Here is a 22,629-nt window from a genome sequence, read left to right on the forward strand (position 1 = left end):
AGGACTGAACCATGGCTAATCTCCTCACCATCGGTGCGTCGGGGCTGAATGCAGCGCAAGTGGCGCTCAGCACCGTCGGCAACAACATCAGCAACGTCAATACGACGGGCTACAGCCGGCAGACCGTGCTCCAAGTGCAGGCCGTGACGGCCCATGGTGCGAACTACACCATCGGCAGCGGCGTGAATGTGCAGTCCGTGCAGCGCGCCTACAGCGCCTACCTGACCGCCGCCGTGTGGAATGCCAATTCCAGCATGCAGAGCGCGACCACCACCAATAACCTGGCCACCACGCTGAACAGCTCGCTGGCCAACAGTGGCAGCCTGCAGACCGCCTTGGACAACTTCTACGGTGGCTTCAGCACGGTGGCCAACACGCCGGGTGTGGCGTCCAGCCGTCAGGCACTGCTGGGCAATGCCAGCTCGTTGGTGACCACGTTCAACACGCTGGGTCAGCAGTTGCAGTCGCAGCAAAGCCAGATCAACAGCCAGATCAGCACCACGGTCAATAGCATCAACACGGTGGCGGCCAACATCGCCAGCCTGAACAGCCAGATCCAGCAGGCCGGCAACAATCCGCCGAACCAGTTGCTGGATCAGCGCGACAGCCTGGTGCAGACGCTCTCCGGCTACATCGGCGTAACCGCCACCAACCAGCCCGACGGCTCCATCAGCGTGTACTCCAGCAATGGGCAATCGTTGGTGAGCGGCGGCAATTCGTATGCGCTGTCCTCGGGGGCCAACGCCTACAACGCGAGCCGTACCGACGTGTTCGACAGCACCGGCAACGACGTCAGCAACCGCATCAGTGGTGGTTCGCTGGGCGCTTTGCTCAACTATCGCAGCAGCGTGCTGGACAATGCGCAGAGTCAGCTGGGCCTGCAGGCCGTGGGCCTGGCTTCCAGCGTCAACGCGCAGCAGGCCAAGGGCCTCACCGCGAATGGCCAGCAGGGTGGCCCCATGTTCAGCGTGCCTACGCCGACCGTGCAGGGCAGTAGCGCCAACCAGGGTAGTGCGTCGGTGGGTGCCACGATCAGTAACGTGGGGCAGCTCACCGGTTCCAACTACGTGATGAGCTACAACGGCAGCGCGTGGAGCCTGCAGACCACCAGCGGCCAGAACGTGGCGCTGACCAGCAACCCGGATGGCTCCTACTCCGCCGATGGCATGACGTTCAGCGTATCGGGCACCGCGCAGGCGGGTGACAGCTTCCAGATTCAGCCCACGGCGCAAGCCTCCACCGGCATCGCCGTGAGCATGACCGACCCCAACAACATCGCGTCCGCCGCGCTGCTCTCCGCCTCGCCGGCCACCGGCAACACCGGTACCGGCAAGATCGGTTCGGTGACGGCGCAGAACACCGCCAATGCGGCGCTTACCAATGGCGTCACGCTGAGCTTCCCCACCACGGGCAGTTACCAGGTGACCGACAGCACGGGCAACGTGCTGTCCAGCGGCGCCTATACCGCCGGCCAGACCATCAGCGCCAACGGCTGGAGCGTCACGCCCTCGGGTTCGCCCGCGGCCGGCGACAGTTTCAGCATCGGCTTGAACAGCAACGGCCTGAAGGACACCAGCAATGCGCTGGCGATGGCGTCGCTGTCCAACACGGGCGTGCTCAACGGCGGTACGCAGTCCATCGTGGCGGCCTACAGCCAGCTCACGACCACCATCGGTACGGCCGGCAGCCAGGCGGCGAGCAACCTCACCACCCAGACCAGCCTCTACAACCAGGCCGTGTCGGCCCAGCAGAGCGTGTCGGGCGTGAACCTGGATGAAGAAGCCGCCAACCTGGTCAATTACCAGCAGGCCTACCAGGCTTCGGCCCAGGTGATTTCCACGGCGCAGACCATCTTCGCCAGTCTGCTCACCGCGGTCCAGACCGCCTAAGGAACTCAGCCATGCGCCTCTCCACCAGTTGGATGTTCCAGCAGTCGGTCAACCAGATGCTCAGCCAGCAGAGCGCGTTGGCGCAGTCGCAGAACCAGGTATCCAGCGGCCAGCGCATCAACGTGGCCTCGGACGACCCGGCCGGCGCTGGCCAGGTGGTGAGCCTGAACCACGTCATCGCGCAGAACAACCAGTACACCAGCAATATCAACGCGGCGACGACCAGCCTCAATACCGAGGCGAGCACGCTCAGTTCCGTCTACAGCGTGCTCGACAACGCGCGGACGCTGGCGTTGCAAGCGGTGAACGGCACGTTGTCCAGCAGCGACCAGCAAAGCATCGCCAGCCAGTTGCAACAGATGCGTGGTCAGTTGGTGCAGTTGGCCAACAGCACGGACAACAATGGCAATCCGCTGTTCGCCGGTACCAGCAGCGTGGCGACGCCGTTCCAGGTGAGTGGCACCGGCGCGGTGACCTATGCGGGTAACAACGGTCAGCAGTCCACCCTGATTGGTTCGGGCCTGCAGGTGGTGACGGGCGATGCCGGCGCGGGCCTGTTCATGAACATTCCCACTGGCAATGGCTCGTTCGCCGCCAGTGCAGGCGCGGGCAACACCGGAACGCTGCTGGTCGGTTCCAACAGCGTGACGGACATCGCCGCGTGGAACAGTGGGCTTGCCAGCAATGGCGGCAGCTACACCATCACGTTTGGCGCCAACGGTACCTGGGCGGCCACCAATGCCAGTGGCGCGGCGGTGCTCGACAGCAGCGGCAACCCGGTGACGGGCACGTATACGGATGGCGGTTCGATCAGCTTCAATGGCATGACCATCGCCATGAGCGGTACCCCGGCCACCGGCGATACGGTGTCAGTGCAAACCGGCGGCAAGCAAGACGTCTTCAGCACGCTGGACAACATGATCTCGGCGTTGCAGTCGGGTGGCTCCAACGTGCAAGTCACCAACGTGCTCAGCCGCCAGATCGAATCGCTGGACCAGACCCAGTCGGCGATCAGCGCTACGCAGGTGTCGGTGGGCGGCCGGCTCAGCACGCTGCAGTCGCAGCAGACCACCTATGCCGACCTCAATGTGACCTACCAGGCGGCGCTGTCGGATGTGCAAAGTGCCGACCCGTATACAGCCATCAGTAACCTTAGCCTGCAGCAGACGGCCTTGCAGGCCTCGCAGCAGCTGTTCGCGCAGGTGAAGTCGATGAGCCTGTTCAACTACATCAAATAAGACGCGCGCCCGCTTTGCGGGCGTGCCCTGACTTGGCCATTCCTCGGGCCGGGTCTGTCAGGCCACCAGGCGGTGTGTTCGCCCGGTGGCCTGACAGGCCCGGCCCGATGCGTTTGCGCGGGCGGGCAGGGCTGTAGGTCAGGCCGTGCAAGGCGAGACTCGGCGACGGTTCTTGCGAGATAAATAAATAATTGCGGTCCGCCCTCAAGAAGATGCGGCGTAGGCCGAAATAACTTTCGAGGCGGGCGAAGTCCTACGAAATCTTGCCGCCGGTTAGAACAAGCCCATGACCGCACACCGGTTTCGCAGGAGACATCCATGTCACTCGTCATCAACACCAATATCTCGTCGCTGTCGGCGCAGAACAACCTGACCAAGTCGCAGAGCGCGCTGTCCAGCGCTACCCAGCGCCTGTCCTCGGGTCTGAAGATCAACAGTGCGGCCGACAATGCCGCCGGCTTTGCCATCTCGCAGCGCTATACCACGCAGATCGGTGGCCTCAAGCAGGCCAGCGCCAACGCGTCGGATGCGATCAACCTTGCCCAGACCGCGGGCTCCGCGCTGGATCAGGTCACCTCCAACCTGCAGGCCATCCGCGACCTGGCCGTGCAGTCGGCCAACGGCACCTACACCGCCTCGGACCGCGCCTCGATCAACCAGGAAGTGCAGCAGCGCCTGGCGGAAATCACCCGCATCGCCAACCAGACCACGTTCAACGGTTCGAACGTGCTGAATGGCTCGCTGGGTACCAAGAGCTTCCAGATCGGCGCCGACGTGGGCCAGACCATCAGCGTGAACCTGAGCACCAACGTGAAGGCCAGCGCGATGGGCCAGGTGGCTTCGGTGTCCACCGGTTCGCTGAACCTCAGCGGCGTTACCACCGGCACCGCCGCCCCGGCCTCCACCGATTTCTCGACGACCTCGGCGACGTTCACGGTCGACGGCAAGACCGTCAAGCTCGACCAGGCCTACACCGACAAGACCGCCATGGCCAAGGCGGTGCAGTCGCAGCTGGACGGCGCCGCACCGAATACCTACTCGGTCGGTTTCGACGCCACCACCGGTGGCCTGCAGATCACCAACAAGGCGGTCGGTTCGTCTGCGCCGGTCGTGGCAGGCGTTGCCGCTGACCTTACCGCTGCGTTCGGCGGCACCCCGACCACCTCGGATCTGTCGAGCACCAACCTGTCGATCAATGGCAAGTCGGTGAGCCTGGCGGGCGTGAAGAGCATGCAGGACGTGTCCGACGCCATCAACGCGGCCGGCATCACCGGTGTCACCGCGGCGGTCAACGGCAATGGCGATGGTGTCAATTTCTACTCCAATGGTGCGCTGAGCATCGATGACACCAGCGGCAAGATCATTGGCACCAATGCCACCGATGGCAACACGGGCAAGACCTATGTGCAGGGCACGGCAGCCCAGGCCGATGGCAACCTCGCCAACGGCAACGTGAACTCGGTGGATTCGGCCAACGACCTGATCTCCCGTATCGACGTGGCGCTGCAGACGGTGAGCAATTTCGCCGCGCAGCTGGGCGCGGTGCAGAACCGTTTCCAGTCCACCATCTCCACGGTGGCGGCGCAGACCACCAACCTGCAGGCCTCGCAGTCGACCATTCAGGACGCGGACTTCGCGGCTGAAACGGCCAACCTGAGCAAGGCCCAGGTGCTGCAGCAGGCGGGTATCTCGGTGCTGGCCCAGGCCAACTCCAACCCGCAACAGGTGCTCAAGCTCCTGCAGTAACAGGTAAAAGGCATGCCACGGCCCGCTAGGGCCGTGGCATGACACATCGCCCGGAGCGTGCGCCTCGTAACGAGCCCACGGAGGGCGTACATCTCGAAATGAACGCAAGAACACACGATCAGGGATGATCGGGTGATTTACTGCTGCGTGATGTCTCAAGTATTGCCTCGGCGAGTCGACATGCTTTTCGAGGCAGGCCGTATTTCTTGCGAGAACGGGCCGCCGGCAGGAGCAGAGCTAATCAGCCGGCTATCCGCTACCGGCTACCGGTTTCGCAGGAGACATCCATGTCACTCGTTATCAATTCCAACATCTCGTCGCTGATGGCGCAGAACAACCTGACCAAGTCGCAGAGCGCCTTGTCGCAGGCCACCGAGCGTCTTTCTTCGGGTCTGAAGATCAACAGCGCGGCCGACAACGCCGCCGGCTTCGCCATCTCCCAGCGCTACACCACGCAGATCGGTGGCCTGAATCAGGCCAGCGCCAATGCATCGGATGCGATCAACCTTGCCCAGACCGCGGGCTCCGCGCTGGATCAGGTCACCTCCAACCTGCAGGCCATCCGTGACCTGGCCGTGCAGTCGGCCAACGGCACCTACACCGCCTCGGACCGCGCCTCCATCAACCAGGAAGTGCAGCAGCGCCTGGCGGAAATCACCCGCATCGCCAACCAGACCACGTTCAACGGTTCGAACGTGCTGAATGGCTCGCTGGGTACCAAGAGCTTCCAGATCGGTGCGGAAGTGGGCCAGACCATCAGCGTGAACCTGAGCACCGACGTGAAGGCCAGCGCGATGGGCCAGGTGGCCGAAGTGTCCACGGGCGCCATCAACCTGGGTGGTACGGCCACCGGCACGGCCGCTGCCGCCAGTTTCAACTTCACCGCGGGCAACGCTGGCGTGCAGACCTTCACGGTCGACGGCAACGCCGTCACCCTGAACAGCAATGTCACCAACGAAGCGGGCCTTGCGTCGGCGGTGCAGAGTCAGTTGAACTCGGCATCGGCCGGCACCTATACGGTCAGCGTCAACAGCACCACCGGTGGTCTGGAAATCGCCAACAACACCGTCGGCTCGGCCGCTCCGGTGGTGGCGGGTGCGGCAGCCGATCTGACCGCCGTGTTCGGCGGCACGCCGACCACCTCCACGGTGGCCAACGAAGGTCTGTCGATCAATGGCACCACGGTGTCGCTGAGCGGCGCGCAAAGCATGCAGGACGTGTCCGACGCCATCAACGCGGCCGGTATCACGGGCGTCACCGCGGCGGTGAACGGCAACGGTAACGGTATCAATTTCTACTCCAGCGGCGCGCTGAGCGTCACCGATACCGGCGGCAACGTGATCGGCGCCAATGCCACCAACGCCAACACCGGTGCCGCCTATACCTCGGGCAGCTCGGCTTCGGCGTCTGGCTCGCTGGCCAACGGCAACGTGAACTCGGTGGATTCGGCCAACGACCTGATCTCCCGTATCGACGTGGCGCTGCAGACGGTGAGCAACTTCGCCGCGCAGCTGGGCGCGGTGCAGAACCGCTTCCAGTCCACCATTTCCACGGTGGCGGCGCAGACCACCAACCTGCAGGCCTCGCAGTCGACCATTCAGGACGCGGACTTCGCGGCTGAAACGGCCAACCTGAGCAAGGCCCAGGTGCTGCAGCAGGCGGGTATCTCGGTGCTGGCCCAGGCCAACTCCAACCCGCAACAGGTGCTCAAGCTCCTGCAGTAACGCGCTGCCTTGCGCAAGATCGTGACGCTTATCCGTCGCGGTTTCGCCGGGGAAATGACGGAACGGGCGGGGCCTTGGCCCCGCCCGTTTTTGTTGGGACCGTGGTTAGCGTGGCGCATGGCATCGCGCACATGCTCGAAAGGTGAGCTGCGTCACGAAGATGGTGCTTATTCGCTCAAGTAAAGCCCCGGCAGGCCGAAAAGCTCTTCGAGGCGGATGGCATCCAGACGAATCCTTGCCGCCGGTATTTACAGAGCCAACGCCGGTTACTGCAAAGCGGTCATCGGATTCGTAGGAGACTTCCATGTCACTCGTCATCAATAGCAATATCTCGTCCCTGATGGCTCAGAACAATCTGAGCAAGTCGCAGAGCGCCTTGTCGCAGGCCACCGAGCGCCTTTCTTCGGGTCTGAAGATCAACAGCGCGGCCGACAACGCCGCCGGCTTCGCCATCTCCCAGCGCTACACCACGCAGATCGGTGGCCTGAACCAGGCCAGTGCCAATGCATCGGACGCGATCAACCTTGCCCAGACCGCGGGCTCCGCGCTGGATCAGGTCACCTCCAACCTGCAGGCCATCCGCGACTTGGCCGTGCAGTCGGCCAACGGCACCTACACCGCCTCGGACCGCGCCTCGATCAACCAGGAAGTGCAGCAGCGCCTGGCGGAAATCACCCGCATCGCCAACCAGACCACGTTCAACGGTTCGAACGTGCTGAACGGCTCGCTGGGTACCAAGAGCTTCCAGGTCGGCGCTGACGTTGGCCAGACCATCAGCGTGAACCTGAGCACCGACGTGAAGGCCAGCGCCATGGGCCAGGTAGCCGAAGTGTCCTCCGGCGCCCTGGTGCTGGGCGGTACCGCCACCGGCACGGCCGCTGCCGCCAGCTTCAACTTCTCCGGTGCCAATGCCGAGACGTTCTCGGTGGATGGCAATACCGTCACCCTCAACAGCAACGTCACCAACGAAGCGGGTCTCGCGTCGGCGGTGCAGAGCCAGTTGAATGCCGCGTCGCCGGGCACCTATACCGTCAGCGTGAACAGCGGCACCGGCGGCCTGGAAATCGCCAACAACTCGGTGGGTGGTGCGGCACCGGCCATCACCGGCGCGGCGGCGGGCCTGACCGCGGTGTTCGGCGGCACGCCGACCACGGCGGCCGCCCCGAACCTGTCTTCGGAAGGTCTGTCGATCAATGGCACCGCAGTATCGCTGAGCGGTGCGCAGAGCATGCAGGACATCTCCGACGCCATCAACGCGGCCGGCATCACCGGCGTCACCGCGGCAGTGAACGGCAACGGCAACGGCATCAACTTCTACTCCAGCGGTGCGCTGACCATCGCCGATACCGGCGGCAATATGATCGGTGCCAACGCCACCAACGGCAACACCGGCGCCGCCTATACCGCAGGCAGCTCGGTGTCGGCGTCTGGCTCGCTGGCCAACGGCAACGTGAACTCGGTGGATTCGGCCAACGACCTGATCTCCCGTATCGACGTGGCCCTGCAGTCGGTGAGCAATTTCGCCGCGCAGCTGGGCGCGGTGCAGAACCGTTTCCAGTCCACCATCTCCACGGTGGCGGCGCAGACCACCAACCTGCAGGCCTCGCAGTCGACCATTCAGGACGCGGACTTCGCGGCCGAAACGGCCAACCTGAGCAAGGCCCAGGTGCTGCAGCAGGCGGGTATCTCGGTGCTGGCCCAGGCCAACTCCAACCCGCAACAGGTGCTCAAGCTCCTGCAGTAACAGGCGACGACCCGGCCGTGATGCGTGTGCATTGCGGCCTTCGTTGCGTGCATAGGGGCAGGCGGCGTTTCGGCGTCGCCTGCCATGAGCGAGGCCGCTGGCAAAGTCTTTGCATGACGAAGGCTTTGCCAGGGACTCGGACCCGGCGAAAGCCCGTCGGGACCAACGAAAAACTCTACAAGGCCGTGCCATGACCACCACCAGTGCCACCTCCAGCAACAGCCTCAGTTCGCTGCTGAGCTCGCTCACGGGTAACACCGCTACGGGTTCGAACAGCTCATCGAGCAGCTCATCGAGCGGCTCCTCGAGCAGTTCTTCCAGTTCCTCGACGGGGTCGTCGAGCAGCACGAGTGGCCTGATCAGCTCACTGGGCATTGGCTCGGGCCTGAACGTGACCTCGATCGTAACGGCGCTGGTCAATGCGCGCAGCGCCGCTCCGCAGCAGCAAATCACCACGCAGACCAACCAGATCAATGCCACGCTGGGAGGCCTCAGCAGCCTGAACCAGGCGCTGACCCAGTTGCAGAGCGCGCTCACCACGCTCACCACCGCCAGCACCTATGCCAGCTACAACGCCACGCTCACCCAGCTCAACGGAACCAACAGCATCGGTACGGCCACCACCATGGCCAGCGCGCAGCCGGGTAACTACACGGTAGCGGTGTCGCAGCTCGCCACGGCGCAGCAGCGCGCCAGTGCGGCCGTCAGTTCCACGGCGGCCGTTGGCGCCGGAACTTTGACGATCGGCGTCGGTGCCAATTCGATGAACATCACGGTGTCGGCGACCAACACGCTGTCGGACATCGCGGCAGCCATCAATAGTTCCTCGTCCAACCCGGGCGTCACGGCCACCATCATCAACGGCACCAATGGTCAGCAGTTGATGCTGAGCTCGAGCAAAACCGGCGTTTCCAACGGTTTCACCATCAGCGCGTCAGGTTCCAGCAGCGCGGGCCTGCAATCGTTGGCGACCGGACTCAATACGCCCGGCAGCAACGAAGCGGTGGACGCCAAGCTCACCATCAACGGCATCGCGGTAAGCAGCCCCACCAATACCGTGACCGGCGCGATGGATGGCGTCACCCTCAATCTCACCTCTACCGGCACCAACGCGCTCAGCGTGGCACAGAACCCGGCCACGGCGCAGACGGCGATCCAGTCGTTCGTGACGGCTTACAACAGCTATGTGAGCACCGTATCGTCGCTTTCCAGCTACAACCAGAGCAGTGGCACCGCCGGCGTATTGCTGGGCGATGCCACGCTCACCTCGGTCAACAACCAGATCAACTCGGTGCTTAGCGGGGCGGTGAAGGGCAATGCCATTGGCACGCTGGCCATGCTGGGCATCACACGCCAGGCCGACGGCACGCTGAGCGTTGATTCCACCAAGCTCAACAACGGCCTCAATTCCAACATGAATGCGGTGCAGAACCTGTTCATGGGCGCCAATGGCTATGCGACCAAGCTCAACGCCACGGTAAACACCTTCACCTCCACGGGCGGCATCATTGCCACGCGTACCACCAACCTCAACAACCAGCTGACCCAGTTGGGCCAGCAGCAGACCGCACTCAACAGTCGCATGGCGGTCTATCAGTCGCAGCTGCAGCAACAGTACACCGCGCTGGATACCTTGATGTCCACGCTCAATAACACCAGTACCTACCTCACCACGGCGCTGGCGCAGCTGACCAATTCGAACTCCAAGAATTGATCGTAGGAGAGCCGGATGAGCTACGGATACATGAGTAACGCCAGCGCGATCTACCAGGACACCAGTGCGCGTGGCAGTGTGGAAGGCGCCGATCGCCACCAGTTGACCGGGATGCTTTACGACGGTGTGATCGATCGCATCAATCAGGCCCGTGGTGCGATGCGCCGCGGCGACATTCCTGCCAAGGGCACCCATTTCGCGCGCGCGTTCGGCATCCTTGCCGAGCTGCGCATCAGCCTGGATCATGACACCGGCGGCAAACTGGCGGCGCGGCTGGATGGCCTGTACGGCTATAGCGAGCGCCGCCTGTTGCAGGCGCAGCTCAACGACGATGAGGCGGCCATGGACGAAGTGATCCGTCTGCTAACCCCCATCCGAGACGCCTGGCGTCAAATCCGCGACACCTATCTGGCGTCGCAGCCGGCCCGCTCCGCCGACGCGGCGGCCTGAGGCTCTGGTGACCCACGTGCACGTTGTTCTTGAAGCCAGTGAGCGGATGCTGTGTTCGGCCAAGTCCGGCGACTGGAGCGAAGTATCGCAGCACGCTGCCGAGCGCGATCGCCTGCTGCACTCCCTGCCGGTGCAGGATCCTTCCATGCGCGAACTGCTGACGGCCTTGCAGGCGCATAACGAGCAAGTCATCGCCCTCGTGACCCAGGCCCGTGAGGAAGCCGGCGCCGCCATGGAACAGCACCACCGGACGCACCGGGCGTTGACCACCTACCTGGACGCGGCGGCCGAGTGATTCGGGCGCGGCGACGCGCAGGGCGCCGGCGCGCATAATCCCCTCCGCTCCGACTATACGCGCGGCCCGTCCGCTGACCCGACGAGGGCATTATGCAAAGCGACACCTGGCAAGCTTTTAACGATCATGTGATGTACGAGGATGCGCTGCACGTAGCCTGCGTGGCGCAGCCGCAGCCGTTGGCCGATCTGGAGCTGCTGGCGTTGCGCGAGCGCAATCTCAGTGTGCTGAGCACGCTCGCTACGTTTGCGGAACGTCGCAGTGAACCGACGGATGAGGACAATCCGGCGGCCATCGAACTGCAGCGCCTGGACAGCAAGCTCAACGTGCTGATGGCCATGCTCGATCAGCTGCTTCGTCGCAACGTGGAGCTGCCGCCGCGCCATTCGGTGTGCTTCAACGCGGTGGGGGCGGTGTTGCCACGGGTGATCTGGCCCGAGGGCAGTGATTTCGCCGTGGTGCATTTGCATATCGACGGTTGTCTGGCGCTTCCACTCGAGCTTCCGGCACGACTCCTGCAAGAACGTGATAAGGATCACGTTTTCGTTGCGTTCGAAACGATGGACGAAGTGACGCGTGACGCGCTTGAGCGCCTCGTATTCCGACATCACCGACGCAAAGTGGCAGGTCGTCGCCTCGCGGCCGGTTAGACGTCTAATTTCAGTGGCGCCGGTTATGTGACTCGCATCACGCTACGAAAGGTTGGCACGAAAGTTCTTTGACGCACATCTCGCCACGGTGCCGTTTTGGGTCACCTTCTTGCGATCCGGTAGACCCTTGAATTGTCCAATGAATTCAGCGCTCTAAGGCATCCCGTGACGTACGTTTCACGGAGCTTCCAGCCCAGGTGACGCGATGTGGCACGCAGGCTCGCCGTAAGGCGACGGAAAAGCGTGCCAAGCTGGCCTTCTTCTTGCTGAACACCCCCTGTAGCGGAGACGGATTGTCGACGCGAGCAACAAGTCAGGGTTCGGGGGTCCACAGATGAAGCAGCAAGCAGAAGATCAAGGCATGAGTAAGTTCGACGTACTGGTGATCGAGTCGGATCAGCAGAAAGCGGAATCGGTTGTCTCAGCACTTCAGTTTCTCGGTTATCGCCCGCAGCGCGGCCAGGACGTGACAGAAGTGGATGTAGCGACACATGCCTGGCGTGCGGTCTATGTGGGTTCGGTATCGGAAGACGAAGAAGCAGAGCAGCAATTCGCCCTGCTGGGAGCGGATGCATCCCATGTGATGGTGCTGTTGTCCGCCGACTCGGCCTGGACCGCGCGCCTGGGGGCGGCCAGTTCGCCGTTCGCCGCGCGCGTAGGCATCGTCGAGTTTCCTTTGCGTTATGAACAGCTCACCGAAGCGATGCGGGGCAAGCCCGTGCCGGAGCAGATTACGGTGCGTCGCCCCGAGTTGCGCCTCGTTGGCAGCTCCGGGCCGATGGCGCGCGTGAATGCGCTGGTGCGCCAGGTCGCCCCGTTCGATTCCAGCGTGCTGGTGCTGGGCGAGTCGGGTACCGGCAAGGAAATGGTGGCGCGCAGCATTCATGAGTGCTCGGACCGCCGGGACAAGCCGTTCGTCGCCATCAATTGCGGCGCGATTCCGGCGGAATTGCTCGAAAGCGAATTGTTCGGTCACGAAAAGGGCGCTTTTACCGGTGCCATCAGCACGCGCAAGGGCCGTTTCGAGATGGCCGAGGGCGGCACGCTGTTTCTCGATGAAATCGGCGACATGAGCCTGCCCATGCAGGTGAAGCTGTTGCGTGTGCTGCAGGAGCGCGTGTTCGAGCGCGTGGGCAGCAATCGCACGCAGCGCTGCGACGTGCGCATCATCGCCGCGACGCATCGCAATCTGGAGCTGGCCATCTCCGAAGGCCGCTTCCGCGAAGATCTGTATTACCGCCTCAGCGTATTCCCGCTGGAAATGCCCGCCCTGCGCGAGCATCTGGACGATCTGCACGAGCTGGTGGGGGAGTTCAACCAGCGCCTGGCACGCCGGGGACTGGCCAGTGTGCGCTTCAGCGCCGGTGCGCTGCACGCGCTGCATGGCTACAGCTGGCCGGGCAACGTGCGCGAGCTGTACAACCTCGTTGAACGACTCTCCATCCTCTATCCGCACAGCGAAGTGCGTGTGAGCGACCTGCCGGAGAAATATCGCGGCCAGCAGGTGATCGAAGAGGTGCGTGGCGCGGCCTTGCTGTCGCTGATGACCGGCCAGCCGAGCGTATTGGCTGAGCCGATGACGGTGGCGTCCAGCGATTCGCTGGTGATGTTGCCCGAAGGTGGTCTCGACCTGAAGGATCATCTCGCCGACATCGAGGTGGGTTTGATCCGTCAAGCGCTTGACGTTACCGGCGGCGTGGTGGCGCATGCAGCGAAACTGCTGCGCATGCAACGCACCACCTTGGTGGAAAAGCTGCGCAAGTACGGTTTGCAGCCGATGCAGGCTTGAAGAAACGCATCGCACGCGATGGCTCTTGCTCACAAAAGTGCTGTTTTTAAGCTGTTTTTTGTGACAAGAGCTACGCTTGCGACGCTTCTTTCGACGGTGGCACGTCTTGTGCTTCTACACACCTGTAACCCGTCACGCGTTGGATTTCCGTCATGAGCCAGATCGACGTAAACAGTGTGCTGTCGCAGATGCGCCAGCTTTCCTTGCAGACCAAGCCGGCCGAGCAATCCTTTACGGCGGCCGCCACCGATACGCCGGATTTCGCCGGTCTGCTCAAGCAATCGATCTCCTCCGTGGCCGATCGCCAGGTGGACGCCGGTCGCGAAGCGGCCAGCTTTGAACGAGGCGATGCCGGCGCCGATCTGGGCCGCACCATGGTGGCGGTGCAAAAGGCCGACCTGTCGTTGAATGCACTTACCCAAGTGCGCAACAAGTTGGTCGATGCCTACAACAACATCATGAACATGCCGGTTTGACCGGCGTGTTGCTGATGCCCTCGCATCCTCAAAGCACGAGCTGTCTTCATGGCCGATAACGCCCTCGCGACCACCGACGAAAAGTCCGGTTCTCGCCTGGACCTCAAGCAACTCGCCCGTACACCGGCGACGCGGCAACTGCTGTTGCTGATCGGTGTGGCGGCGGCTGTCGCACTCGGTGTCGCCGTGGTGCTTTGGTCGCGCGGCCCCAACTACGGCCTGCTGTACGCCGGCCTGGAACAAAAGGATGCCGCCGCCGTTACGCAGGCGCTGCAGACGGCGAATGTGCCTTATACGCTGGGTGCCGACGGCACCTCGATCATGGTGCCCGCGTCCGATCTGGCCGCGGTACGCCTCAAGCTCGCCGCCCAAGGTCTGCCGCAAGGCAGTGTCAGCACCACCACGGCCGCGGGCGGCGATTCGCCGTTCGGCATGAGTGACCTTGCCGAGCGCACGCGTTACCAGCAGATGCTGGAAACCGATCTGGGTAACACCATTTCCGGTTTGCAATCGGTGCGCGCCGCGCGCGTGCACCTGGCGCTTCCGAAGCCCTCGGCCTTTATTCGCGACAACCGCGAGGCCAGCGCTTCCGTGCTGGTGACGCTGTATCCGGGCCGCCAGCTCGATGCCAGCCAGGTGGCCGCCATCGTGCACTTGGTGGCCTCCAGCGTGCCCAGCCTTGACCCCAAGCAAGTGTCGGTGGTCGATCAGCAAGGGCAACTGCTGACCAACGCCGATCCCGCCAGTGCCAGTTCGGTGGGCGATGCGCGCCTGCGCCTCGCTACCCGTATCGAAAACACCTATGCGCAGCGCATCGAAGAATTGCTGACGCCGTTGGTGGGTCCGGGCAAGGTGCGCGCCCAGGTGTATGCCGATCTTGATTTCAGCGAGACCGAGAAGGCCACCGAAACCTACGGTCATGAGCATCCCGCGCTGCGCAGCGAACAGACCAGCAGCGAACAGCGTGTGGGCGAATCCAGCGATGGTGCCGTGCCGGGTGCACTGAGCAACCAGCCGCCCAACACCGTGGCCCAGCCTACGGCGGCGCGTCCTGCGGCAGGCAAGGCGCCAGGCAAGGGCGCCACCACGGCGCAGGCGGCACCGCCGGGCGAAACCACCAGCAGCGCCACGCGCAACTACGAGCTCGATCGCACCGTCAGTCACGTGAGCGATCCGGCCGGGCGGCTCGCTCGCCTCACCGTGGCGGTGGTGGTGGACAACAAATCCGTGGCGGGTGACAAAGGCGGCAGCAAGAGCGTGCCGTTCACGCCGCAGGAACTGGAACACCTCACTACCTTGACCCGCAATGCGGTTGGCTTCAGCGAAACGCGCGGCGACAACGTGAGCGTGATCAACCAGCCGTTCCACCAGGACGCCACGGGCGATGTCACGCCCACCTCCGTGCCGTTCTGGGAGCGCCCCGGCATGATCGACCTGATCAAGCAGGCGGCCGGCATCCTGGTGGCCCTGCTGGTGGCGTTTGGTCTGCTGCGCCCACTGTTGCGCGGCTTGGCCCGCAGTCCCTTGCCCGGTCAGGAGCTGGCGCTGGCTGGTGCCGGCATGGCGGCGCCGACCATGTCCGTTCGCATCGACGATAAAGACGACGTCCAGGACGACGTGGCGCGCATCAGCACCGTCACGCCGGCGATGGCCTACGAGCAGCGCATTTCCATGGCGCGCCGCATGGTCAACGACAACCCCAAGCAGGTGGCGCAGGTGGTCAAGAGCTGGGTGGGCGAGGATGGCGGCTAAGCGCGCCCTTGCCAGTGGCTGCCCGCGACCGTTCTGGTGCGCGGTGGAGGCGCCGATACATAACCGGCCGACCGCGCACGCGGCGGCACTACGAGCAGATACGCGAACCCTTGCGGTCGGGCGAGACAGGACATGAAGGCAGAACTACAACTGGGCGGCGCGCAGCGCGCGGCCATTCTGCTGCTCACCTTGGGTGAGCAGGACGCGGCGGAGGTGCTCAAGCACCTCAACGCTCGCGACGTGCAGGCCGTGGGTTCGGCCATGGCCAGCCTCAGCAACGTGTCGCGCGAACAGGTGGAGCAGGTGCTGGATCGTCTCAACGACGACATGGGACACCACACCGCGCTGGGCATGGGCACCGAGGAATACATCCGCAAGATCCTGGTCAACGCGCTGGGCGAGAACAAGGCAGGCGGCCTGATCGATCGCATCCTGCTCGGTCGCACCAGCAAGGGCCTGGAATCGCTCAAGTGGATGGAAAGTCGCGCCATCGCCGAAATGATCAACCAGGAGCATCCGCAGATCATCGCGCTGGTGCTCGCGCACCTGGAGCCGGATCAGGCCGCCGAAGTCATCGGCTACCTGCCCCCACGCACGCGCAGCGATGCGGTGATGCGCATCGCCACGCTGGACGGCGTCCAGCCGCACGCGCTCAATGAACTGGACGAGATCATGGAGCGCCAGTTCTCCGGGGGCACCAAGAAACTCAAATCGGCCAGCGTCGGTGGCCTCAAGGCCGCGGCGGATATTCTCAATGCCATGGAAACCAGCCGCGAGACCGAGCTGATGACTTCCATCCGCCAGCACGACGCGGGCCTGGGTGGGCGCATCGAAGAACTCATGTTCGTGTTCGAGGATCTGGCCGAGCTGGACGATCGCAGCATGCAGACCTTGCTGCGCGAAGTACCCACCGCGCGCCTGGTCACGGCCCTCAAGGGCGCCGAGCCGGGGGTGCGCGAACGCATCTTTGCCAACATGTCCAAGCGCGCCGCCGACATGCTGCGCGACGATCTGGAAGTGTCCGGTCCGGTGCGCCTGAGCGAAGTGGATTCGGCCCAGAAGGAAGTGCTGGGCATTGCGCGCAAGCTGGCTGACGCCGGCCAGATCAATCTTTCCGGTACCGGCGACGAGATGGTGTCATGAGCGCCGTACTCGACCGCGAGCACTTTTCGGTGTTTGAGCGCTGGCAGCCGCCCGAAGTGGGCAAGGCCGCCGAAACGCCCGCGTCGACGCCAAGCGCCGAGCCAGCGGTGCAGCCCACGCTGCGCGAGTTGGAGTCGATCGAGCAGCAGGCGCGCGACGAAGGCTATGCCGCCGGCCACGCCGAAGGCATGGCGGCCGCGCGTGATCTCATCAACGGCCGTTTGGGGCGCCTGGATCTTTTGCTGGACGCCGCGGCTCGACCGCTGCGTTCGATGGACGAATTGGTCGAGCTGGAACTGGCCCGCCTGGCCATGACCGTGGCGCGGCAAGTGTTGGCGCACGAACTGCGCACCGCGCCGGATCTGGTGGTGGAAGCGGTGCGCCGCGCCGCGCTGGCGCTGCCGTCGGCCACCGGCACGCTGCGCGTACGCCTGCATGCCGACGATCTGGCGCTGTTGCGCAGCCTGCAGGTCGCCGAACCGCACTGGCAATTGGTGGCGGACCCCGCGTTGAACCCGGGCGACTGCGTGCTTGAAAGCGAACGTTCTCGCCTGGATGCGCGGGTGGAAACCCGTCTGGCCGCCGTGGTGGATGCCGTGCTCGGCGCCGAGGCGGACGACGCGGATGCTACCCAGGGTGAGGTGCGCGGATGAGCGATCCGGCCGGCCACTCGCCCGCGAGCTTGTGGCAAGAGCGGCTGGCGCGGCGTCGCCAGCGCGCCCTGGCCGCGCGCACGCTCACCGTGGAAGGTCGCCTGCGCCGTGTGGTTGGCCTGACCCTGGAAGCCGAAGGCTGCGAGGCGCCGCTAGGCGCGCGTTGCCTGGTCTCCACCGCCAATGGCAGTGAACTGGATACCGAAGTGGTGGGCTTTGCCGATGAGCGCCTGCTGCTGATGCCCGTGACCGAAATGCATGGCGTGCTGCCCAACGCGCGCGTGCGGCCCTGCGCGCACACCACCGGTCTGCCGGTGGGGCCGGCCTTGCTGGGGCGCGTGGTGGGTGCCGATGGCGTGCCGCTGGATGGCATGGGTCCGCTGGATGTGGATGAGCACGCCAATCTCAAGGGCGCGCCGATCAATCCCATGGCGCGCAAGCCCATCGATACGCCGCTGGATACCGGCGTACGCGCCATCAACGCCTTGCTCAGCGTCGGCCGTGGCCAGCGCCTTGGTCTCTTTGCCGGCTCCGGCGTGGGCAAATCCACGCTGCTTGGCATGATGACGCGCTACACCAACGCCGACGTGGTGGTGGTGGGCCTGATCGGCGAGCGCGGCCGCGAAGTGAAGGAGTTCGTAGAGCACACGCTGGGGCCGGAAGGTCGCGTACGCGCCGTCATCGTGGCGGCTCCCGCCGATGCGCCGCCGCTGCAGCGCCTGCGCGGTGCGCAGTACGCCACCGCCATCGCCGAATGGTTCCGCGACCGTGGTCAGCGCGTGCTGTTGCTGATGGACTCCATTACCCGTTATGCCCAGGCCCAGCGCGAGATCGCGCTGGCCATCGGTGAGCCGCCGGCCACCAAGGGTTATCCGCCGTCGGTGTTCGCCATGTTGCCCGCCCTGGTCGAACGCGCCGGCAACGACGCCGAAGGGCGCGGCTCCATCACCGCCTTCTATACCGTGCTCACCGAAGGCGACGACTACCGCCACGATCCCATCGCCGATGCGTCGCGCGCCATTCTGGACGGCCACATCGTGCTCTCGCGTGATCTGGCCGAAGCTGGCCATTACCCGGCCATCGATATCGAGGCATCCATCAGTCGCGTAATGCCGGCGGTAGTGACGCGCGAGCATCTGCGTGCCGCGCAGCGCTTCCGTCAGGTCTATTCGGCGTATCGCCAGCAACGCGACCTGATTGCGGTGGGTGCCTATCAAAAGGGTTCTGACCCGCAGGTGGATCACGCCATCGCCATGTGGCCACGCCTGCGCGAGTTCCTGCAGCAGGAAGTGGATGACCCCACCAACCTCGCCGACGCCATCGGCGCGCTCGAACAGATCACCAGCGGAGGCGCTCCGTGACATCGCGAGCAACGCGCTTGCAGCCGGCCGCGGACCTGGCGCGTGAGCGCCAGGAAACCGCCATGCAGCGGCTCGCCGAGCAGCAACAACGCTTGGCCAAGGCCGAGCAACAGCTTTCCGATTTGTGCCGTTATCGCGAGGAATACGCCGAAACCTCCGGCGGCGTCACCGTGACGGCATTACTCAACCGGCGCCAGTTCGTGGAGCGCATCGATCAGGTGATTGCCCAGCAAGGCACCGAAGTGGCGCGCCTGAACCGACAGCTCGATCATGTGCGCGGGCAGTGGCGCGAGGCGCATGCGCGCGAGCAGGCTTTGAGCCAGGTGATCGATCGCTATCGCGAGCAGGAACGCAAGAGCGAAGAGCGTCGCGAACAAGCGGAAATCGACGAGCGCATGCAGCATCGTCGCCCTGCGCGGGAGTGGTCGCGATGACCGCGCCGCGCTGTCCAATTCAGGAGACAGGCCGATGACGCCTCCCGTTGCCCTTGCCGTCCCCACGCCCAGTCCGGCGCCCGCCGCGTCCAACAGCTACCTGTCCTCGGACAGCGATAGCGCCGCAGACTTCGCCCAGCCCCTGCAGCAGGCGCGCCAGCAGCAGGCCAGCCAAGCGACCAATAATCCAGCGCGCGCATCGGCGCCTGCGCCCGCGACGCGAGCCACGGGTTCGTCGGCCACATCGAACAAACCCGGCGCGGCCTCCCCTGTCTCGCGCGCATCGGCGGCGGCCAGCGCGACGGCCTCGCCCCCGGCCAGCGCAACGGCCGCAACGTCCAGCGGAGCTGCGGCTGCATCGGCGGCCCCTTCCGCCAGCGGCGGACAGAGCAAGGACGAGGACACCGCAGCCACCACGCCTACGCCGGACGCCGCTGCCGCCATGCTCGCCCTGCTGGGCCAGAGCATTCCCGCCACGGCAGCGCCCGCGCCGGTGCCCAGCGGCGATGCCGCAGGCAAGCTGGGCGCCACGGTGTCGGCAGCCTCGGCCCAGGCGGCGCTGCCGGCCACGGCGCAGACGGGCTTGGCAGCCATGCAGCTCGCTCAGACTTATTCCAGCAGCGCTCAAGCCACGGCAGCGCAGGGCGACGACGGCGATGCCGAGGACTTCTCCGACTCGGCCAAATCCCTCGACGCGCTCGCCAACAAGACCCTCGCCAGCGCCGCCGACGATGCGGACGACACCGCCACCCCAGCCATATCCACGGGGTTCGCCGCAGTGGCCAAGGCGATGTCCGCCGTGTCGGGCGCATCGTCGTCCGGTGGAACCACCCAGGACAACCGAAGCAGCTCGCTCGACGCATTGAATGCGTTGGTGTCGGCCCCGTTGCCGCAGCCTCAGCCGCCAGCGACTGCGACGCCGCATGCGTTGACCATGCAGTCCAGCGTGGGTACGCCGGCCTTTGCGCAGGAGCTTGGCCAGCAGGTGGCCTGGCTGGGCGGACAGGACGTCAAGGAAGCCCGCATTCGCTTGCATCCGGAGGACCTCGGCACCATCGACGTGAAAGTAAGCGTGCTGCACGACCACGTGGACGTGAGTTTCGTCGCGCAGCATCCACAGGCTGTGCATGCCGTGCAGCAGACCCTGAGCCAGCTCGACAGCATGTTGGCCAATCACGGTCTCACCCTGGGGCAGGCCCAGGTAGGGCAGGGCGGCCAGGGCAACGCCTCCGCCGGCCAAGGCCAGAACGCCGCCGGCACGGACGGCGATGCCAACGGCAGCGATGGCGGCAGCGTGGCATCCGTTACCGCGCCAGTAATGAAGGCCGTCGGCCTGCTGGATATGTTCGCCTGATCCATCCCCACGGCCGCCCGCCATCGCGGCGGGCGTGTGGTCGCGTCACCGTCACGACCACCTGCCACTCCTGATTGTCCCCGCACGCTGGCGCATACGACGCGTCTCGATCCCGTGGCTGGGCGCGTGCCCACCGCGACGAGCTTTCGACGATCGCCATGGCAGCGTCGCGCGCATTCCCCGTCGCGCGTCAAGAAAGCAACGCAGGCGTCCCGCCTGAGCGCGCAAACCCGCTGAATACAAGGCTTTTCGTCGATGGCATGGCGTTTGCTACCAACCGGCAGGGGCGGCCGCTGGTGGCCGTCGACGCATCGACGAATGATAGGGATCGGGATCGCATGGCTCAGAACGAGCAGGTAACGGAAGGCAGCAGCGGCAGCGCCCCCAAGAAGGGGTCCTCCAAGATGGTGTTGATCATGGGCGTGGCTTTGCTGGCGATGGCCGGCGTATGCGCTTATGTGTTGCTTGGCACGCGCCACGCACCCGCCGGCAACGCCCCGGAGGAACCCAAGGTGGTGATGTCGGCGCAGGAGCAGTTCCTGCCGCTGGACCCGCCCTTCGTGGTGAACTTCAAAGACGATCAGTCCATGCGCTACCTGCAGGTCGGCGTAAGCCTGATGTCGCACGACACTGCGGCCCTGGCCGCGGCCAAGGACGCCGAACCAGTCATTCGCAATGCGCTGGTCATGCTGTTCAGCAGTCAGGACTACACCATTCTCAGCGACGCCGCCGGCAAGCAGAAGTTGCAGGCACAGGCGTTGGACGCCGTGCGCAAGATCATTGAAAAGCGCGTGGGTCGACCCGGTGTGGAAGCGCTGTATTTCACCAGTTTCGTGATGCAGTAACGGGCAACGCCAATGAGCGATCTGCTTTCCCAGGAAGAAATCGACGCCCTCTTGGATGGCGTGGAAGGTGGTGCGGTGGAGACCGGCAGCGACGAGCCGATATCTTCCGATGCCATCATCACCTACGACTTCACCCAGCAGGACCGCATCGTGCGCGGCCGCCTGCCGACGCTGGAAATGGTCAATGACCGCTTCGCGCGTTTCTTCCGCAGCGCCGTGTTCGGCGTGCTGCGCAAGACCTGCGAGGTCTCGGTGCTCGGCGTCAAGATGATCAAGTTTGCTGAGTACGTGCACGCGCTTACCGTACCCACCAATCTCAACCTGGTACGCATCAAGCCGCTGCGCGGCACCGCGCTGGTGGTGATGGAGCCACGCCTGGTGTTCACCATCATCGACAACTTCTTCGGTGGTGACGGGCGCTTCCATGCGCGTATTGAGGGCCGCGATTTCACGCCCACCGAAAACCGCGTTATCCAGATCGTGCTGACCGAGCTGTTCGCCGCGATGGTGGAGGCATGGGCGCCGGTGATTCCCCTGAACTTCGAATACATGAACTCGGAGATCAACCCGCAGTTCGCCAACATCGTGAGTCCGACCGAAACGGTGGTGGTGTCCAAGTTCCATTGCGAACTGGACGGTGGCGGCGGCGAGATTCACCTCACGATGCCCTACGCCATGATCGAGCCCATTCGCACCCTGCTCGACGCGGGCGTGCAAAGCGATCGCGTGGATCGCGACCATCGCTGGGCCGAAACCTTGCAGGACGAAGTGCTGGATGCGGAAGTGGAGCTGAGCTCGCTGCTGCTGGAAAAGCGCCTGACCATTCGCGAATTTCTACGCCTTCGCCCCGGCGACATCATCCCGATCAACCTGCCGGAGCTGGCTACCGTCTTCGCCGAAGACGTGCCGATCTTCCGCGCGCGCTATGGCCAGAACAACAACCGTAACGCCGTTCGATTTCAAGAGCAGGCCGGCCGGCGCGAAGTGCGTCTGCCTTCCGAAAATCCCCTGGAGAGCCTCACCGCATGAGCACCACCACTGAAGCCATTGGCAGCGCGACGCAGCGCGTCGAATTCGATCCCATCACCGCCGCAGGGGGCGAGGGTGCGGACGTCAACCTGGACATGATCCTCGATGTGCCGGTGACCTTGGCGATGGAGGTCGGTCGCACCCGCATCAGCATTCGCAACCTGCTGCAGCTCAATCAGGGCTCGGTGGTGGAACTGGACCGCTCCGCGGGCGAGCCGCTGGATGTGTTCGTCAATGGCACGCTGGTGGCGCATGGCGAAGTGGTCGTGATCAACGAGCGCTTCGGTATCCGCCTTACCGACGTGATCAGCCCGGCCGAACGCGTGCGTAAGCTGCGGTGAGT

At 64.5% G+C, this 22,629-nt stretch carries 20 protein-coding genes; all 20 read left to right on the forward strand.

Features of this window, described 5'->3' with window-relative positions:
* Positions 1 to 11 precede the first annotated feature (11 nt).
* The 20 genes from flgK to fliN all read left to right on the forward strand — a co-directional run bounded on the left by flgK (position 12) and on the right by fliN (position 22,627).
* Positions 12 to 1,889, forward strand: a complete 1,878-nt coding sequence (gene flgK, locus JHD67_RS02265; RefSeq protein WP_199096887.1) for a flagellar hook-associated protein FlgK — start codon at positions 12 to 14, stop codon at positions 1,887 to 1,889.
* 11 nt (positions 1,890 to 1,900) lie between these two features.
* Positions 1,901 to 3,127, forward strand: a complete 1,227-nt coding sequence (gene flgL / locus JHD67_RS02270; RefSeq protein WP_199096888.1) for a flagellar hook-associated protein FlgL — start codon at positions 1,901 to 1,903, stop codon at positions 3,125 to 3,127.
* Between the two features lie 318 nt (positions 3,128 to 3,445).
* Positions 3,446 to 4,873, forward strand: coding sequence for a flagellin (locus tag JHD67_RS02275; protein ID WP_199096889.1), 1,428 nt, complete (start codon positions 3,446 to 3,448; stop codon positions 4,871 to 4,873).
* A 287-nt stretch (positions 4,874 to 5,160) separates the two neighbouring features.
* The gene (locus JHD67_RS02280) at positions 5,161 to 6,597 is read left to right on the forward strand and encodes a flagellin (RefSeq protein ID WP_199096890.1); all 1,437 of its coding nucleotides are present in this window, start codon (positions 5,161 to 5,163) and stop codon (positions 6,595 to 6,597) included.
* 304 nt (positions 6,598 to 6,901) lie between these two features.
* Positions 6,902 to 8,341 carry a flagellin gene (locus tag JHD67_RS02285; RefSeq protein ID WP_199096891.1) on the forward strand — a complete coding sequence of 480 codons (1,440 nt, stop codon included), beginning with the start codon at positions 6,902 to 6,904 and terminating at the stop codon, positions 8,339 to 8,341.
* A 190-nt stretch (positions 8,342 to 8,531) separates the two neighbouring features.
* Complete coding sequence (gene fliD, locus JHD67_RS02290) at positions 8,532 to 10,055, forward strand: flagellar filament capping protein FliD (protein ID WP_199096892.1); 1,524 nt, start codon at positions 8,532 to 8,534, stop codon at positions 10,053 to 10,055.
* 15 nt (positions 10,056 to 10,070) lie between these two features.
* Entirely contained in the window at positions 10,071 to 10,505 is a 435-nt protein-coding gene (gene fliS / locus JHD67_RS02295; RefSeq protein WP_199096893.1) for a flagellar export chaperone FliS, read from the forward strand.
* A gap of 16 nt (positions 10,506 to 10,521) precedes the next feature.
* On the forward strand, positions 10,522 to 10,800 hold the full coding sequence (locus tag JHD67_RS02300) for a flagellar protein FliT (RefSeq protein ID WP_199096894.1): 279 nt from the start codon (positions 10,522 to 10,524) through the stop codon (positions 10,798 to 10,800).
* Positions 10,801 to 10,892: 92 nt separating this feature from the next.
* Positions 10,893 to 11,450 (forward strand): PilZ domain-containing protein, encoded by a 558-nt coding sequence (locus JHD67_RS02305; RefSeq protein ID WP_199096895.1) that lies wholly within the window; start codon positions 10,893 to 10,895, stop codon positions 11,448 to 11,450.
* Between the two features lie 361 nt (positions 11,451 to 11,811).
* Positions 11,812 to 13,239 carry a sigma-54 dependent transcriptional regulator gene (locus JHD67_RS02310; protein WP_199096896.1) on the forward strand — a complete coding sequence of 476 codons (1,428 nt, stop codon included), beginning with the start codon at positions 11,812 to 11,814 and terminating at the stop codon, positions 13,237 to 13,239.
* Positions 13,240 to 13,391: 152 nt separating this feature from the next.
* Positions 13,392 to 13,715 carry a flagellar hook-basal body complex protein FliE gene (gene fliE / locus JHD67_RS02315; protein ID WP_199096897.1) on the forward strand — a complete coding sequence of 108 codons (324 nt, stop codon included), beginning with the start codon at positions 13,392 to 13,394 and terminating at the stop codon, positions 13,713 to 13,715.
* A 48-nt stretch (positions 13,716 to 13,763) separates the two neighbouring features.
* Positions 13,764 to 15,467, forward strand: a complete 1,704-nt coding sequence (gene fliF, locus JHD67_RS02320; RefSeq protein WP_199096898.1) for a flagellar basal-body MS-ring/collar protein FliF — start codon at positions 13,764 to 13,766, stop codon at positions 15,465 to 15,467.
* Between the two features lie 150 nt (positions 15,468 to 15,617).
* Positions 15,618 to 16,610 (forward strand): flagellar motor switch protein FliG, encoded by a 993-nt coding sequence (gene fliG / locus JHD67_RS02325; protein ID WP_199097042.1) that lies wholly within the window; start codon positions 15,618 to 15,620, stop codon positions 16,608 to 16,610.
* Positions 16,607 to 17,263, forward strand: a complete 657-nt coding sequence (locus JHD67_RS02330) for a FliH/SctL family protein (RefSeq protein ID WP_199096899.1) — start codon at positions 16,607 to 16,609, stop codon at positions 17,261 to 17,263. Before fliG ends, JHD67_RS02330 begins: the two co-directional genes overlap by 4 nt.
* Positions 17,260 to 18,624: a flagellar protein export ATPase FliI gene (gene fliI, locus JHD67_RS02335; RefSeq protein WP_199096901.1), complete on the forward strand. Its 1,365-nt coding sequence runs from the start codon at positions 17,260 to 17,262 to the stop codon at positions 18,622 to 18,624. Before JHD67_RS02330 ends, fliI begins: the two co-directional genes overlap by 4 nt.
* Positions 18,621 to 19,058 (forward strand): flagellar export protein FliJ, encoded by a 438-nt coding sequence (gene fliJ / locus JHD67_RS02340; protein ID WP_199096903.1) that lies wholly within the window; start codon positions 18,621 to 18,623, stop codon positions 19,056 to 19,058. Before fliI ends, fliJ begins: the two co-directional genes overlap by 4 nt.
* A 34-nt stretch (positions 19,059 to 19,092) precedes the next feature.
* A complete protein-coding gene (locus JHD67_RS02345) occupies positions 19,093 to 20,412 on the forward strand; it encodes a flagellar hook-length control protein FliK (protein ID WP_199096904.1) in 1,320 nt (439 codons plus the stop codon).
* 338 nt (positions 20,413 to 20,750) lie between these two features.
* A complete protein-coding gene (locus JHD67_RS02350) occupies positions 20,751 to 21,257 on the forward strand; it encodes a flagellar basal body-associated FliL family protein (RefSeq protein ID WP_199096906.1) in 507 nt (168 codons plus the stop codon).
* Positions 21,258 to 21,269: 12 nt separating this feature from the next.
* Positions 21,270 to 22,286, forward strand: coding sequence for a flagellar motor switch protein FliM (gene fliM, locus JHD67_RS02355; RefSeq protein WP_199096908.1), 1,017 nt, complete (start codon positions 21,270 to 21,272; stop codon positions 22,284 to 22,286).
* Positions 22,283 to 22,627 carry a flagellar motor switch protein FliN gene (fliN, locus tag JHD67_RS02360; protein WP_199096910.1) on the forward strand — a complete coding sequence of 115 codons (345 nt, stop codon included), beginning with the start codon at positions 22,283 to 22,285 and terminating at the stop codon, positions 22,625 to 22,627. Before fliM ends, fliN begins: the two co-directional genes overlap by 4 nt.
* Positions 22,628 to 22,629: the final 2 nt, after the last annotated feature.

This window comes from Dyella sp. ASV21, from assembly GCF_016428975.1.
Classification (GTDB): Bacteria; Pseudomonadota; Gammaproteobacteria; order Xanthomonadales; family Rhodanobacteraceae; genus Dyella.